Here is a 15,094-nt window from a genome sequence, read left to right as displayed (position 1 = left end):
AACCAGGTGGGTGCAGATCTTCGAGTAGGCGAAGTAATCGCCGTAGTTGAAGCTTTCCTGGCCCTTACGCTTGGTGACACGCGCGGTGTCTTCCGTGCGGAGGCGGATGAGCATCACCGAGTTACGAATGCCGCGCAGTGCTGCGAGCAGAGCGTGCTCGTCGCCACGGTCGGACTCGCGGAACGGGAAGACCGTTTCCATCGAACCGGCATCGAGATCTTCCGGGCGAACGAGGACGATGTCCTCGGGACGGCCGGTGTCACGACGCAGGTAGATGGTCTCGCCCGGGTAGTTCGGGGTCCAGCCGGACACCCACAGAGGTGAGTCGTCGCCCTTGGCCCACGGGTTCTTGATGAGTCCGCCGAGGGGCATGACCATCATGACGCCGAGTGCGCCGCCGCCGAACATCAAGCTGCGCTTGATGGCCTTGCGGCGGGGGAGGGTGGACGTCTCGAGGGTGTCGCCGAGCTCGGCGACGATCGTGCGACGATCGACCTCGGTGGAACCACCGTCGTGGCGGTCCTGGATCGAGACCTCTTCGGGGATGAACTTCTTGGTGAACTGAACGGCACCGATGCCGACGCCGAGGATCGCCAGACCCATGGTCAAGCCGATCAGCGGGGTGTACAGGCTGTACTTGCCGTAGTTCTCGTCACCGGCGCCTGCGTACTCCCAGGGCCAGAACAGGTAGATCGCGATGAACGCGATCGCCGAAACGCCGGCGAGGCCGAACCAGAAGGCGACGTTGCGCTCGGCGCGCTTTTCCGCCCTGGTGCCCTTTACCGACCAACGATCACGGCGGTAGACGACATCGACGCCATCGAGATTGGTACCCAGCTTGACCAGGTCGTCGCGTGACATCGCGTCGAGCTCTTCATCTGTGTACTTCTTAGGCGTATCGCCGCCATGCTGGCCAGCGTCGCTCATGACCTTGCTCCGATCCACAATGCTGCACCGACGACAGCGATGATTCCGACGGCCCACATGGCGAGACCCTCAGAGGCCGGACCGAGGCCACCGAGCCCGTACCCACCGGGGTCCTTCGACTCGCCCGACGACTTGACGTAGGCGATGATGTCCTTCTTCTCCTCGATCGTCAGCTGACGATCCGAGAACTTCGGCATGTTCTGGGGACCGGTAACCATGGCAGCGTAGATCTGCTGCTCGCTGGCCGGATCCAGGACCGGGGCGTACTTGCCCGAGGACAGTGCGCCACCGCGGCCGGTGAAGTTGTGGCACGACGCGCAGTTGAGCCGGAAGAGCTCACTGCCGCGTCCGACGTCGCCACCGCGCAGCGAGGACTGGGCGATTTCGCCGTTCTCGTCGCGGATGAGCGTCGGGCCGCCGCCGTTGGCCTGGATGAAAGCGCCGAGGGCGTCGGTCTGCGCAGCATCGAACTTGGGGTCCTTGCGTGCAGCCTGGGCCTCGTTGCGAGCTGCCGGCATACGACCAGAGGAGACCTGGAAGTACACGGCTGCTTCGCCGACGCCGATGAGGCTGGGACCGCGGTCCTGCACGCCCTGCAAGTTCGCGCCGTGGCACGTGATGCATGACGTGTCGTACAGCTGCTTGCCTTCACGAATCAGGGCTGCTGAATCGTCACTGGCGGTCGCAACCTGCGGAGCTGGTGTCAACGCCGAAGCGAGGAAACCTGCGCTGATCAATCCCATCATCAATACGAGCGCGCCAGTGACGCGCCGGCGGATTTTCCGCTGGCGACGCGACTTCGCGGCATTCGCTGAGTTATCGGATGCGGGAGGGGGGGATGAACTCATCTGTATCCCTTTGGTATGTCGGGACGGAACTGGACGTCAGGGGCTGCCTGGGGCGTACAGCTGATTAACGGATGAAATAAATCGTGGCAAACAGCGCGATCCACACGATGTCGACAAAGTGCCAGTAGTACGAAACAACGATCGCGGCGGTGGCCTGGGCGGGCGTGAACTTGCTGACCCGGGTCCGTGCGATCAACCGCCGATGACGTGCAGACCGTGGAAGCCGGTGGTCATGTAGAACACCGAGCCGTACACGCTGCTCGAAATCGTGGTGCCCTCGTGCACGAGGTGGTAGTACTCGTAACCCTGGCCGGCGACGAAGAACGCCCCCATGACCAAGGTGATGGTGTACCAGCGACGAAGTCCGAAGACGTCGCCACGCTCAGCCGCGAAGACACCCATCTGGCAGGTGAACGAAGATGCGATAAGCACCAAGGTCACCGGCACGGCCAGATACAGGTTCAATTCGGTTGGCTCCGGCGGCCAATTTCCGTTCGCCTGAGCTCGTGCCACGAAGTACATGGCAAAGAGCCCTGCGAAGAACATGAGCTCACTTGACAACCACACGATGGTGCCAACGCTGACCATATTCGGCCGGTTCAGCGAGTGCACGCGTTGGGTGATTGCCGATCCTGAAGTCCCTACTGCGCTCGTCACAGACAGAAGTATGACGCTTCGTCGTAAGAGACGACCACTCGGGTCCACCATCGGCGCGTCGCTCGGCTCGAGTTCGCGGGATCGGGCGGCGAACGCGCTGGTGGCGTGGTCGGAATATGCTGGCGCGATGGCAGCTACACACAAGAGTAGACCGTGGTTCCTGAGAATTTTCGGCACGAAGATTCCGACACCGCTCGATGCAGGGCGGTCGGATCTGGTCGTCGTTGCCGAAGGCTTCGACGACGCCGAGGCGAGCTCGACGGCTCTCGAACGTGCCGCCTCCACCGAGCCGGAGTTCAGGGCGGAGTCCGAAGTGGTTCTGCGGCATCATCTCGACCTCCCGGAGGGCTCGGTAGCCGATGCCGAGAGCATCGTCGCCCAGGACGGATATGTGCGAGGCTCGAGTCGGCCCGAGGACGTGACTCCGACGGTCGAGAATTCGGTTCGCGTCGTCTTCGAGCGTGTCCAGGTGCTTGACGCCCTGCATTGCTCCCAGGAGCGGTCACGAATGGCTGGTCTGGCGCAGCGACTCGGTGGTTCGGTCGCCGGGTGGGACGCGCTCCAGCCCCCGATACTTGCGGAGGCGCCACCCAAACGCGGTCGCCGAAAGTCCTGAGCGGCCCTATTCGGTTTCCTCGTTACCTCACTGACTAGGCTGCGAGGGTCAGAGGCAGCACGTAATGACAGCACAAAAAGACAGCACGAAACGACAGCAAAAAATTAGCCCACATGAACGACAGGGGACCAAGGCACTATGGCCGGCACCGACGCATCCAACGCCGTGAACGTCGATTCGAGTGCAGTGGTGCGGTCCTGGCCGATGATTCTCGGTTTGCTCACGGACGGCAGTGACTTGTCGGAAGCCGACAGTCGCTGGGCTATGGGCGAGATCATGTCGGACAACGCCACCTCCGCTCAGATCGCTGCTTTCGGGGTCGGTCTGAAGATGAAGGGCGAAACCCCCGCGGAGTTGGAAGGGCTCGCCGCCGCGATGCTCGAACACTCCAGGCGCGTGCCGGTCGATTCCGACGTCGTCGACATCGTCGGCACGGGTGGTGACCGCTCCAACACGGTGAACATCTCGACGATGGCCTCGATCGTGGTTGCCGCGGCCGGTGTGCGAGTTGTCAAGCACGGCAACCGCGCTGCTTCGTCCAAGAGCGGTGGCGCCGACGTGCTCGAGGCGCTCGGCGTTCGCATCAACCTCGGGCCGGAGCAGGTTGCGAGGTGTGTCGAAGAGGTCGGAATCGGCTTTTGTTTCGCGCCGGTCTTCCATCCCGCACTGCGCTTTGCGGCGGTGCCTCGCAAGGAAATCGGCATCCCGACGGCATTCAACGTGCTCGGTCCACTGACCAATCCGGCTCGTCCGCGTGCCGGGCTGATCGGGTGCGCATTTCCGAAACTGATCTCGGTCGTCGCGGGAGTCCTTGCGCAGCGCGGTAATTCGGCGTTGGTGGTACGGGGAGACGACGGACTGGACGAACTGACCACATCGACGACGTCGACGGTTCACATCGTCGGGGGTGGAAGTGTGCGAACTGTCACGCTGGATCCGCGTGACCTCGGAATCGACCGCGTTCCTCTCGAAGAGTTGCGTGGAGGCGACGCCGAAATCAACGCCACCGTCGCCAGAACGCTGCTTTCCGGGCAGAAGGGGCCGGTCCGGGACGCGGTCCTGCTGAACGCGGGAGCAGCCATCGCGGCATTCAACGGTGTCGGCGACGATCTCGAGAGTGCGATCTCTGCCGGGATGACTGCAGCCGCTGCCGCGATCGACAGCGGCGCGGGCGCTGAACTGCTTCACAAGTGGGCGGCGCTCACCGCCGAGCTGGCCGACCAAGCCTGATCGAGGGGCTATTCACCCAGCGAGAAACCGGCCTCGACGTCTGCGCTGGAGAATGACTGGAACGCAATGTGTGTGGCGGTTCGGAGAACGCCGGGCACCTGGTTGAGTCCTCCGGTGACCACGTCGGCGATCTGGGCGTGGTCACGCACTTTCACGATGGCGATCAAATCGACGTCACCTGCGCACGAGTAGACCTCGGTCACTCCGGACAGGTCGGCGACGGCCTGCGCGGTTTCCGGGATCCGAGCGGACTCGGCGTGAATCATGACGATGGCGTTGATCATTTCTCTCCTCGATTTCCCTGCGGGTTGTGATGACCCGGTGGTTTCGATCGAGCTTAGGGGTGCCGCCCCGCCGTTACGTCATCGATGTTCGGATTCGGTTCCGGCTCGGGCGAGTCGGCACCAGGCTTCCCACTTGCCGGCGCCGCTCACAGGTTCGACGTATCCGGATGTCGCCGACACGATTCGGACACCGTCCGACGAGAGCCACCTTGCGATCAGTCCCAGTTCTTCGGGTGACGCGCCGCGGAACGGGGCGTCGTCCGGTAGGACGGTTTCGGCCGCCGCGGTGATGGCGTCGACGACGGGCATCGGGTGAGTCCCACGTCTGGCGAGCCCGGCGGACGCGAGACGCCCGGACCGGATCACCGACAGCTCCCAGCCGCCGTCTCCGGTGGGGCGGGCGAGAACGAGTTGTTCGATCGCCGCGACTGCGGCGAGTCGCTGAGTGCGCCGCACTGCGGTGGCGACTGCGACCGTTCGGTCACGCAGACGAGCAGCATTCTCGAACAACGCGTGTGCGGACAGCTCGTCGATCCGGGCCTGCATCTGTTGGAGGGGAGCGTCGTTGGTTCCTCGGAAGAATCCACGCACGGCCTCAGGGGCGGCCGCGTAGTCCTCTGCGTTGATTTCCGGGGTCCAGGAGGCTGGGCACGCCGCCAGTTCGTGAGCGGGGCAGTCAGGGCCGTGAACGGCGCCGCGTCCGAGACGCTTGGTACACGTGCGCAGACGACTGAACTCTGCGACGGTGTCGGCTACGTCGACTGCGTCGCCGCGAGAGGTGAACGGGCCGATCGAATCGGCCGTGGGCGTGCGAACCACGGACAGTCTCGGAAACGCCTCGTCGGTGAGGGTGATCCACCAACCTCGCTTGGGAAACTTGGAGCGACGGTTGTACGGCGGCGCATGCGCGCTCAGCAGTCGTAGTTCACGCACCCCGGCTTCGAGAGCGTGCGCGCACTCGACATGGTCCACGCGGGTGGCCAGCGCGACCATTTCCTTCATCCGGCCGCGGGTCTCCGAACCGGTGAAGTAGTTGCGGACGCGGCGTCGAAGGTCGGTAGCAGTTCCTATGTAGAGGGCTTCGTCGGAAGGACCGCGGAAAAGGTAGACACCGGGGCTTCGCGGCAGGTTTGCGGCGAAGGACCGTTTGGCCCGTTGATGCGAGGAAATGTTGGGCAGGTAGTCGACTAGTTCGCTGTAACTGTGGACACCCTGGTTTCCGACCCTGTCGATCAGTCCGTGGAGGACGTCGACGGTCGCACGCGCGTCGTCGAGAGCACGGTGCGTCGGCTGGGTGGTCACTTGGAAGAGATGGGCGAGTGCGGAGAGCTTCACCGAGGGTGCTTCGTCGCGTGTGAGTACGCGCCGGGCGAGTTTGACGGTGCACAGGACACGGAACGCAGGCCACGGGCGCGCGCTGCGTGACGCCGCTGCTTTGAGGAAGCCGATGTCGAACGGCGCGTTGTGTGCCACCAGCACCGCGCCCTCGGCGAATTCGAGAAAAGCAGGAAGGACACGTTCGATGGGAGGTGCCCCGATCAGCATGGCCGTGGTGATTCCGGTCAGTTCGACTATGTAGGGCGGAATCGACCGGCCGGGGTCGACGAGTGTTGCCATTTCGCCCAGTACCTCGCCGCCGCGGATCTTGACGGCGCCGATCTCGGTGATGGAGTCCTGGTCGGCGCTGCCCCCTGTGGTCTCGAGGTCGACGACGACAAATGTCGTCTCGCTCAGCGGTGTGTCCAGTTCGTCGAAGCTCAGTTGCCGCCCGACGTCGAATTTCTCCCCGTCGGAGAACGGGGGCGGAGACGGAAATTCTCGGGCCGAGGCGGGACTCACACCGCAGACAGTAGAAGTACCCCCCGACACGAATTCGAGAGTGCAGACACGGAATCCGACCCGCACGGACTTCCGTTGCGAAATCGGTGGATGAACGCCCGACAAAAGTAGGAGAGACGAGGATCACACTTGCGGTGGGAACTCGCGAATGTGGACGCGCGCCTACTTGTGAGTAGGGCGAGTCGAGGGGTCTTCGGTGCGTCTGTCGATGGCTGAAACCGCGTCCGTGACCGGAACAAGTTCTAGTTTCAAGTAATCATCGTTGAACTGCATGGAAGATCGGATTGTCGGGTTTGGTGAGCCTTGGCAGTGGGTAGCGGGCGCGGGTTTGACGGCCTGGAGTGGGTCGCCGAACCGACCTGTTGTTATCTCCCCGTGACCCGCCGGGCGTATCGCGGGCGCGGCACCACGATTTCCGGCGAATCGGGCGCGATTGTCACGAAGCGGTCGACATCGTCGCGATCATTTCGTAACCTTCCTGAGACCTAACGAAGTCTTGCCGGACCAAACAGGACCGGCATCGTCAGGAACCGCCTAATCGGGATCTCCGCGAGGAACCCGAACCGGGAACCCAAGTTTCCACTGGGGTGAATCCCGCCTGGGGTGCAGCACGCAGGATCGCTGCAGACCACGCGGGTAGGGCTGATCTTCCCAGCCCGAACCCGTCAGCTAACTCGGTCGGCGGATGAATGGAAGAAATGGAGCACCCCTTAAGTGGCGTCACAGAGTTTCAAGCGTTCAGCGCAGTTGGCAGTAGCCGGCGCGCTCGCAGTCGGAGCATTCGCTGCAACCGCTGCACCTGCCTCGGCAGACCCCATCACCATCCCCGGCGTCGGCACGTTCGAGGTTCCGGGCGTTTCTATTCCTCAGTTGCCGGTCATTCCGGGCATCACCGACATCGCACCGGCTGCACCGGCCGCTCCCATCTCCAGTGTTGGTGAGCAGGCAGTTCGCGCCGCAGAGAGCAAGCTGGGCTCCCCGTACGTGTATGGCGCAGCCGGCCCGGACGCATTCGACTGCTCCGGTCTCGTTCAGTGGGCATACAAGCAGGCCGGTCTCAACCTGCCTCGCACGAGCTACGACCAGGCTGCAGCCGGCGTTGCCGTCGCACAGTCCGATCTTCAGGTCGGCGACGTGATCTCCTTCTACGGCGGATCGCATTCGGGCATCTACGCCGGTAACGGCAATGTCATCCACGCGTCGACCGCTGGTCAGCCCGTGAAGCTCGCTCCGGTGTCCTCGATGCCGTACGACGGCGCTCGCCGTTACTGATTTCTGAACACGCTCGACGGCTGTCTCCGGTAGGCAGTCGGAACGATCCGCCGCTGTGATGCGGCGGAGCTCGGGGGAGCTCCGGATCTTCGAATGTGGGCCTCGAATCTTCGATTCGGGGCCCACATTTTCGTTTCGCGACAATTCGCTCGGTACTTCACCCCGACACGCCTACCGGCGAGTAGACACAAACGTATGCCGTTCCGTAACCTTATCGAGACATTGCGCGGCCGAGACAGGTACTGTGGATAGTTGACAGCCAGCTAACAGATCGTCGACCGGTCCCGGTCGACGTCGCTTCACCGAGACGGAGAGTTGCATTCCGTGGTTTCATCGAAAAACAACAGTCGAGTACGGGCCGCATTGACAGTGGGAGTGCTGGCGTTCGGACTCGTTGCAGGGCCTTCGATGCAGGCCGGTGCCGACCCCGTCATCACCAACCCCACCGAGGCGCTCGACAAGCTCGGTGAACTCTCCCGGGTTTCCGAGCAGACCAACGAAGCGCTGCACAACGCGCAGATCGACCTCGACGCGAAGCTGGCAGTCGCGAATGATGCGGACGTGCGATCGGCAGCCGATCAGGGTCTTCTCGACGCGGCTTCGGCGCGCGTCGCAGAGTTCGCTCCGGCGGTAAACCGTATTGCCACAGCGAATTACCAGGGTGTGCGAACCAATCGCCTCTTTGCGTTGATGGTGAGTGACTCGCCGCAGCAGTTGCTCGACCAGATGTCTGCGCTCGACGTGATTTCCAACGACGCGGCAGTACAGGTCTCTCAGTTCAACCAAGCCACTGCCGATGCGCGTGCCGCCTCGGAAGCATCGAAGCGATCGGCCGAAGAAGCGCGAACCGCCGCCGATCAAGCCCGCGCACTCAGTGACGATTTGCAGCGCAAGCAGAGTGAACTGCAGACGCAGATCGCCGACGTGACCAAAGCCTTCCAGAATCTCACCGACGACGAACGTAACCAACTGAGCGGTACGCCTTTCCCGCCGGACGTCGATCTCAGCAAAATTCTGGCTAACTTGACCCCAGGCTCGGGTGCTGCTGCCCTGCAAGCAGGCCTCACGCGGATCGGTGACCCGTACGTCTGGGGCGCGACCGGGCCGAACGAGTTCGACTGCTCAGGTCTGGTGGTGTGGGCCTACAAGCAGATCGGAAAGACTCTGCCGCGATCGAGCCAAGCGCAGGCGCAGGGCGGTGTACCGGTGTCGAGGGACCAACTACAGCCCGGCGACGTCGTGACTTTCTACAGCGACAACTCGCATGTCGGCATCTACGCCGGCGACGGAAACATTCTGCATGCGTCGACGTTCGGCGTACCGGTGAAGGTCCAGTCGATGGCAGGCATGGAGTTCTCCACTGCGCGTCGTTACTGACGGCTTGCTGCGCCCGAGCGGCGTGTGGCCAGCCGCCGTGAAGCGTCGAGTCGAGTTCTCCTACACTCGGCACCGTGCCGACTGAACCGATGACGACGCCCGACGTCGGCGCAGATCGACCACGCCGTTGGGAGTATCCGGCCCTCGTGGCGCTCGGTGTAGCCGTGATGCTCGTTCTGGGCCTGACGATCTTCCTGACGAACAGGTCCGATTCCGACGAAAACGCCGCCGCCGAACAGGACGCGGAACGCAGCGCTCAAGTCCAGAGCTTTCTCGATGCATGGGCCGCGGCTCAGATGTCCGACGATCCGTCGGGGCTGGCGAAGTTCGTCGACAGTTCCGCCGCACCCGGTGTGCTCGAGGCGGAAGTTCGACGAGCCACTGCAGCGGGAGCGCTCGAATTCTCCGACTGGGGATACGAGATTCCCAGCGGCGGCCTGACTCCGGCGCCGCGAACCGGTGCGCCGGGCGGAGACGTCGAAGTATGGAATGCGCAAGTTCTGTTGCGGTACGCCCTCGACGGCGTCGACGCATTGCCCACGCGCAAGGCAGTGTCCATGACACTCGCGAAACGCGGCGATCAGTGGTCGGTTCTTGCGGACGGGTCGATCGTCGGACTGGACGGCGCCCGAACGGCGGGCGAATCCTGGAACGGCCCCTGGGACTTCGGCCCGCTTGCCGTCGCCGAGAATTCTGCGGGTAACGCGCTGGTGATCGGCCACCCGGGTCAGCAGGCGTTCGTCGACGCTTTGGCTGCCGATGTGGACTCAGCCATCGAGAACACGACGCAGTTGTGGGGGCCGTGGTGGTCCGAGCGCGCGGTGCTCATGGTGGCGGGGTCCGCTGAGGAATTCACCGCACTGGTCGGCTCCCATCACGACGGCGCTTCGATTGCCGCAGTGTCGGTCGCGGATGCGACGGCGGACGGGTCTTCCGACGTGAGCGGCCAGCGGGTGGTGTTCTCGCCTGCCGCGGCTTCGAGGTTGACCGACATCACCAGGCGAACGGTGTTGCGCCACGAACTGATGCACATAGCCGCCCGATCGAAAACCCGTGACGGGTCGCCGATGTGGGTATTGGAAGGGTTTGCCGAATACGCGGGAAACCGTGGATCCTCGCGGGCCTGGGGTGAGATCGCGCCGACTCTGGCAGCAGCGGTACGCTCCGGCGATACTCCGACCGAGTTTCCGGACGACACGCAGTTCAGCGGTGTACCGGTCGTGAGTTCACTGGCGTACGAATCGGCGTGGTCGATCAACGCGTATATCGCCGATCGATTCGGAGAAGCAAAGCTGACCGACCTCTTTCGCGCTCTCGCCTCCGGAAAGATGACGGCCGAAGACCTCGATTCGCGGATCCGAGCGGTCGTTGGCGTCGGAACCGAGGAACTGCGAGCCGGATGGGTCGACTGGACCAACAGCCATCTGGGCTGAGCGGTTCGCGGCTGGGTCGATTGCAGCGGCGAGGTGCCCTTCGCACGTTTGAAGCACCGAGTGCCCTACGGTGGACGGATGCGCCGGACCCTCTTGGTGACCAACGATTTTCCTCCTCGCCCCGGAGGTATCCAGTCCTATCTCCACACGTTCGCCGGGCATCTGCCGCCGGACAAGTTGGTGGTGTACGCACCGCGGTGGCGGGGCGACTCACACAAGAAGTTCGATGCGGCACAGCCTTTCGAGGTGGTTCGGCACCCGACGACGCTGATGCTGCCGTCGCCCTTTGTTGCTCGTCGGGCCGCGAAGCTGGTCAAGAAGCACGACTGCGAGTCGGTCTGGTTCGGTGCGGCAGCGCCGTTGGCGTTGTTGGCACCGGTTGTTCGACGCGCCGGAGCGAGCCGAGTGATCGCGAGTACTCACGGCCACGAGGTCGGATGGTCGATGATTCCCGGTGCGCGGCAGTCGTTGCGTGTGATCGGTGACCACACCGATGCGGTGACGTTCGTCAGCAAATACACCCGTGGGCGGTTCTCGGCGGCCTTCGGCCCGCAAGCGGCGCTCGAGCACCTTCCTTCCGGAGTGGACACGTCAGTGTTCCACCCGGACTCGGTCGCTCGCGCGGAACTGCGTAAGCGATACGGGCTGGGTGAGCGGCCCACGATCCTGTGCCTGTCGCGGCTCGTGCCACGCAAGGGGCAGGACATGCTCATCAAGGCGCTGCCGACCGTACGCAAGAGCATTGACGGGGCGGTACTGGTGATCGTCGGAGGCGGGCCGTACGAGGACCATCTTCGCCAATTGGCGCGTAAGACCGGGATGGACGATCACGTCGTCTTCACGGGCACGGTGCCCGCCGCAGAGTTGGCGGCGCACCACACGATCGCCGACGTGTTCGCCATGCCGTGCCGTACCCGAGGCGCCGGATTGGACGTCGAAGGACTGGGAATCGTCTACCTCGAGGCCTCGGCTACCGGTGTGCCGGTCATCGCCGGGCGCAGTGGTGGCGCTCCGGAAACGGTGCAGCAGAACAAGACCGGGCTCGTGGTCGACGGCACCTCTGTTCGCGACGTCGCCGAATCCGTGATCGAGGTGCTGTCCGATCGTGATCGCGCGGCCGCGATGGGAGCAGCGGGCCGGGCATGGGTTGCCGAAGACTGGAAGTGGGACACGCTCGCTTCGAAGCTGCGTAATCTCCTCGGCTGAGCTACCGGGACTCGAACGCAAACGGCCCGCACCGAATTCGGTGCGGGCCGTTCGTTGCTGCGAGAAGCTGCTTGCCGAAAACCTACTTGGCGTAGATCTTTTCGATGTCGGCGGCAAAGCTCTCGTGCACGACGTTGCGCTTGAGCTTCATCGTGGGCGTGAGTTCGCCTGTGTCCTCGGAGAAGTCGACCGGAAGAATGCGGAACTTCTTGATCGCCTCGGCGTGTGAGACGAGCTTGTTGGCCTCGTCGATGGCGTCCTGGATTTCGCCGACCAGTTCGCCGTCCGAAACCAGGTCGGCCGCTGTGGTTCCTGCGGCCTTGTTGTTGCGCTCGTTCCAGGCGGGAAGAGCTTCGGCGTCGATGGTGATGAGGGCGCCGATGAAAGGCTTCTGGTCGCCGACCACGATGGCCTGGCTGATCAGCGGGTGCGCGCGAAGGGAATCCTCGAGCTGAGCGGGGGAGACGTTCTTGCCGCCTGCCGTGACGATGATTTCCTTCTTGCGGCCGGTGATGGTGATGTAGCCGTCCTTGTCGACGGTGCCGAGGTCGCCGGTGTGGAACCAGCCGTTCTCGATCGACTCGGCGGTCGCCTTCTCGTTGCGCCAGTAGCCGGTGAAGACCACCGGTCCCGAGAGGAGGATTTCGCCGTCTTCTGCGATACGAACGGAGTTGCCGGCCAACGGCTTTCCGACAGAGCCGACCTTCTGTGCGCCGATGGTGTTGACGGCGAACGCTGCGGTGGTCTCGGTCAGTCCGTAGCCCTCGTAGATCGTGACACCGATACCGCGGAAGAAGTGGCCGAGTCGAGCGCCCAGAGGTGCACCACCGGAAATGGCCAGCTGGCACTGCCCGCCGAGCGCTGCGCGCAGCTTCGAGTACACGAGCTTGTCGAAGAGAGCGTGCTTGGCCTTGAGAACGATGCCGGCGCCGCCCTTGTCCTGCGCCTCGCTCCACGCGACGGCGGTGTCTGCGGCCGCGTCGAAGATCTTTCCCTTGCCGTCGCCGTGCGCCTTGGCGCGTGCGCTGTTGTAGACCTTCTCGAACACGCGCGGCACCGAGAGGATGAAGTCGGGCTTGAACTCGCCGAACGTCGGAACGAGGTTCGGGATGTCACTCGTGTGCCCCAGCGCTGCACCGGCGTCGAACGACGCGATGCTGACTGCGCGAGCGAGAACGTGCGCGAGCGGCAAGAACATCAGCGTGCGGACGCCAGGAGTCTTGAGCAGCGTGCCGAGGTTGGAGTCGAGGATGCCCTTCGACTCGGCAATCAGGTTGGAGTGCGTCAGCTGGCAGCCCTTGGGTCGGCCTGTGGTGCCCGACGTGTAGATCAGGGTCGCGGGATCGGATGCCTTCAGTGCAGCGACGCGGGCGTGGACGTCCTCGTCGGAGATGTCGGCGCCCAATGCGGTCAATTCCTCGACAACACCTTTAGCGCCTGCCGCGGCATCGATCTGGTAGACCGTGCGCAGCGCGGGGGCGGCTGCAGCGACGTCCTTCACGGTCGCGGCATGTGCGTCGTTCTCGACGATGAGGTCGATTGCTTCGGAGTCCTCGAGAATCCAGCGAACCTGCTCGGCTGCGGAGGTTTCGTAGATCGGAACCGTCACGCCGCCGGCCGCCCAGATGGCGTAGTCGACGAGCGGCCATTCGAAGCGAGTCGCCGACATGAGGCCGACGCGATCGCCCTGCTCGACTCCGATCGCGATCAGGCCCTTGGCGACGGCAGTCACCTGAGCGGCGAAATCGCCTGCAGTGACATCGACCCATGCATTTCCGACTTTGCGCTTGTAGACAACCGCCGCCGGCTTCGTCTTCGCGAAGGCGAAGACCGAGTCGACCGCGGAGGCATCCTCGGGAATGGTGAACGTCTGGGGTGCGCTGAACTCAGGCACGAAATACCTCCGACACTGCGAAATACTGACGAGTAGGGTTTTCGTCTCCTACTGTAGTCGCATGTCCGACGCAGTTGTGGCCAGGCTTACAGTCTGTCCGGTATGTAGTGTTGCGACACCCCTCGACGCTTCGCGGACGCGATATGTGAAGCTACTTCGGTGAGCAGCATTCAGGTCGCAGACCAGACTTTCATCGCCGCCCCGCCCGAGCGGGTCGCCGAACTGTTGTCCTCGCGCGCGCAGTGGCGTCGCTGGTTCAGTGATCTCGAGCTCGAAGTCCGGGAAGATCGCGGTCCCGCAGGATTCCGTTGGGGAGTGTCCGGTCAGCTGGTCGGCACCATGGAGGTGTGGCTCGAACCGGTCATGGACGGGACGATCGCGCACTACTTCCTGCACTGTGAGCCGGTCGGCGTATCGCCGTCCGATCTGGCGACCCTCGACCTCGCCGGGATGAACCGCAAGCGTCGGGTCGATGGCAAGGTCATGTCGTTCCAGCTCAAACGCGAACTCGAAGCGGGACGTGCCGCCGGAGTAGCACCGGACTGATAATCGAAGCACTGCACGTTGTGCAGGTTCTGGACTTTTGACGAAGGAAGGTAGCGCAGTCGTATGGCCGAGAAGACCAAGGGGTTGATCAGCATCGACGCTCCTGCCGACGCCGTGATGGACGTCATCGCCGATTTCGAGCGGTACCCCGAGTGGGTGGCCGCGGCGAAGTCCGTCGAGGTGACGGCGCCGGGACAGGGCGGCCGCGCGGACCGAGTACGTTTCGTCCTCGACGCGGGGATGGTGAAGGACACCTACGAACTGCAGTATTCGTGGGCACCGGACGGTATGGCGGTGAGTTGGGAGCTGATCTCGGGCGAGATTCAGAAGTCCCAATTCGGTTCGTACACACTCGAGCCCGGCCCGAACGGCACCACGTCGGTCACCTACGAGTTGACGGTCGACCTGACGATTCCGATGATCGGACTGTTCAAGCGCAAGGCCGAGAAGATCATCACCGACACAGCTCTGAAGGAACTGAAGAAGCGAGTCGAGGGCTGAGTGCCGGAGCAACGATCGCGCGTCCAACTGTTCGTCGGTAAAGGCGGAGTAGGCACGACGACGCTTGCCGCAGCGACTGCTGTGTCGGCTGCGACCGATGGGGCGAGAGTGCTGCTCGTGTCGATCGATCAGGCAGGTTCTCTTGCAGACGTCCTGGGCGTGCCGAATCCGCGAACGACCACATCTCTCACCGAGGGTCTCGACGTCCGGCAACTCGACACGTCAGCGCTCCTCGAGGACAAGTTCCGAGGATTGTCGGGGTTGATCGACGCTGCAGGAACTTTCGGAGCGGGAGATCACGAACACGGTTCGTCGTTCGAGGGCTTGGAACCGGAAGAGTTGACGGGATCCCTGGGCATCCAAGACATGCTCGGGCTCGCCGAGATCGTCGACCTCTCGGACAGCGGCGACTACGACCTCGTGATCGTGGACTGTCCGGCCGCCGCCGAAGCGCTGCGGATACT

At 63.6% G+C, this 15,094-nt stretch carries 14 protein-coding genes, 1 pseudogene and 1 riboswitch; of the genes and pseudogenes, 9 read left to right on the top strand and 6 right to left on the bottom strand.

Annotated features, from left to right (window positions below; genetic code table 11):
• From RWT78_RS21660 to RWT78_RS21650, 3 genes and pseudogenes are all read right to left on the bottom strand, one after another.
• Positions 1-927, bottom strand: a 927-nt coding sequence (locus RWT78_RS21660) for a menaquinol-cytochrome C reductase (RefSeq protein ID WP_314678128.1), incomplete at its 3' end; no start/stop codon positions are given.
• The gene (locus RWT78_RS21655) at positions 924-1,775 is read right to left on the bottom strand and encodes a cytochrome c (RefSeq protein WP_003941682.1); all 852 of its coding nucleotides are present in this window, start codon (positions 1,773-1,775) and stop codon (positions 924-926) included. The genes RWT78_RS21660 and RWT78_RS21655, both read right to left, overlap by 4 nt.
• A gap of 64 nt (positions 1,776-1,839) precedes the next feature.
• Positions 1,840-2,432: pseudogene (locus RWT78_RS21650) on the bottom strand (heme-copper oxidase subunit III).
• A gap of 127 nt (positions 2,433-2,559) precedes the next feature.
• On the opposite strand from RWT78_RS21650, the gene RWT78_RS21645 reads away from it, so the two are divergent.
• Entirely contained in the window at positions 2,560-3,048 is a 489-nt protein-coding gene (locus tag RWT78_RS21645) for a hypothetical protein (protein WP_064689205.1), read from the top strand.
• A 138-nt stretch (positions 3,049-3,186) separates the two neighbouring features.
• Positions 3,187-4,278, top strand: coding sequence for an anthranilate phosphoribosyltransferase (gene trpD / locus RWT78_RS21640; RefSeq protein ID WP_210377211.1), 1,092 nt, complete (start codon positions 3,187-3,189; stop codon positions 4,276-4,278).
• Positions 4,279-4,286: 8 nt separating this feature from the next.
• Here trpD and RWT78_RS21635 read toward each other — a convergent pair whose 3' ends face one another.
• Entirely contained in the window at positions 4,287-4,562 is a 276-nt protein-coding gene (locus tag RWT78_RS21635) for an Lrp/AsnC ligand binding domain-containing protein (protein WP_314678118.1), read from the bottom strand.
• A 78-nt stretch (positions 4,563-4,640) separates the two neighbouring features.
• Positions 4,641-6,401: a DEDD exonuclease domain-containing protein gene (locus RWT78_RS21630; RefSeq protein WP_314678116.1), complete on the bottom strand. Its 1,761-nt coding sequence runs from the start codon at positions 6,399-6,401 to the stop codon at positions 4,641-4,643.
• Between the two features lie 521 nt (positions 6,402-6,922).
• A riboswitch (cyclic di-AMP (ydaO/yuaA leader) is annotated at positions 6,923-7,101 on the top strand.
• A 14-nt stretch (positions 7,102-7,115) separates the two neighbouring features.
• On the opposite strand from RWT78_RS21630, the gene RWT78_RS21625 reads away from it, so the two are divergent.
• From RWT78_RS21625 to RWT78_RS21610, 4 genes are all read left to right on the top strand, one after another.
• Entirely contained in the window at positions 7,116-7,673 is a 558-nt protein-coding gene (locus RWT78_RS21625) for a C40 family peptidase (RefSeq protein ID WP_003941754.1), read from the top strand.
• Positions 7,674-7,997: 324 nt separating this feature from the next.
• Positions 7,998-9,050 (top strand): NlpC/P60 family protein, encoded by a 1,053-nt coding sequence (locus RWT78_RS21620; protein ID WP_314678111.1) that lies wholly within the window; start codon positions 7,998-8,000, stop codon positions 9,048-9,050.
• Positions 9,051-9,124: 74 nt separating this feature from the next.
• Complete coding sequence (locus tag RWT78_RS21615) at positions 9,125-10,483, top strand: peptidase MA family metallohydrolase (protein WP_314678108.1); 1,359 nt, start codon at positions 9,125-9,127, stop codon at positions 10,481-10,483.
• Between the two features lie 78 nt (positions 10,484-10,561).
• Positions 10,562-11,689, top strand: a complete 1,128-nt coding sequence (locus RWT78_RS21610) for a glycosyltransferase family 4 protein (RefSeq protein WP_003941734.1) — start codon at positions 10,562-10,564, stop codon at positions 11,687-11,689.
• 82 nt (positions 11,690-11,771) lie between these two features.
• On the opposite strand, the gene RWT78_RS21605 is transcribed toward RWT78_RS21610, so the two are convergent.
• Positions 11,772-13,583, bottom strand: coding sequence for a long-chain fatty acid--CoA ligase (locus RWT78_RS21605; RefSeq protein ID WP_042452808.1), 1,812 nt, complete (start codon positions 13,581-13,583; stop codon positions 11,772-11,774).
• Positions 13,584-13,742: 159 nt separating this feature from the next.
• On the opposite strand from RWT78_RS21605, the gene RWT78_RS21600 reads away from it, so the two are divergent.
• From RWT78_RS21600 to RWT78_RS21590, 3 genes are all read left to right on the top strand, one after another.
• Positions 13,743-14,129 carry a hypothetical protein gene (locus tag RWT78_RS21600; protein WP_003941776.1) on the top strand — a complete coding sequence of 129 codons (387 nt, stop codon included), beginning with the start codon at positions 13,743-13,745 and terminating at the stop codon, positions 14,127-14,129.
• Between the two features lie 63 nt (positions 14,130-14,192).
• On the top strand, positions 14,193-14,630 hold the full coding sequence (locus RWT78_RS21595) for an SRPBCC family protein (protein ID WP_003941701.1): 438 nt from the start codon (positions 14,193-14,195) through the stop codon (positions 14,628-14,630).
• On the top strand, positions 14,631-15,094 hold a 464-nt coding region (locus RWT78_RS21590), incomplete at its 3' end, for an ArsA-related P-loop ATPase (protein ID WP_314678101.1).

This window comes from uncultured Rhodococcus sp., assembly GCF_963525155.1.
Classification (GTDB): Bacteria; Actinomycetota; Actinomycetes; order Mycobacteriales; family Mycobacteriaceae; genus Rhodococcus_F; species Rhodococcus_F qingshengii.
Note: the sequence above shows the minus strand (reverse complement) of the source record. Positions and strands in the feature narration are given on the sequence as shown.

Excerpts from the sequence above, each read along its gene's own strand:
- RWT78_RS21655 (WP_003941682.1), bottom strand. The coding sequence starts at position 1,775 with ATGAGTTCATCCCCCCCTCCCGCATCCGATAACTCAGCGAATGCCGCG.
- RWT78_RS21645 (WP_064689205.1), top strand. The coding sequence starts at position 2,560 with ATGGCAGCTACACACAAGAGTAGACCGTGGTTCCTGAGAATTTTCGGC.
- trpD (WP_210377211.1), top strand. The coding sequence starts at position 3,187 with ATGGCCGGCACCGACGCATCCAACGCCGTGAACGTCGATTCGAGTGCA.
- RWT78_RS21635 (WP_314678118.1), bottom strand. The coding sequence starts at position 4,562 with ATGATCAACGCCATCGTCATGATTCACGCCGAGTCCGCTCGGATCCCG.
- RWT78_RS21610 (WP_003941734.1), top strand. The coding sequence starts at position 10,562 with ATGCGCCGGACCCTCTTGGTGACCAACGATTTTCCTCCTCGCCCCGGA.
- RWT78_RS21595 (WP_003941701.1), top strand. The coding sequence starts at position 14,193 with ATGGCCGAGAAGACCAAGGGGTTGATCAGCATCGACGCTCCTGCCGAC.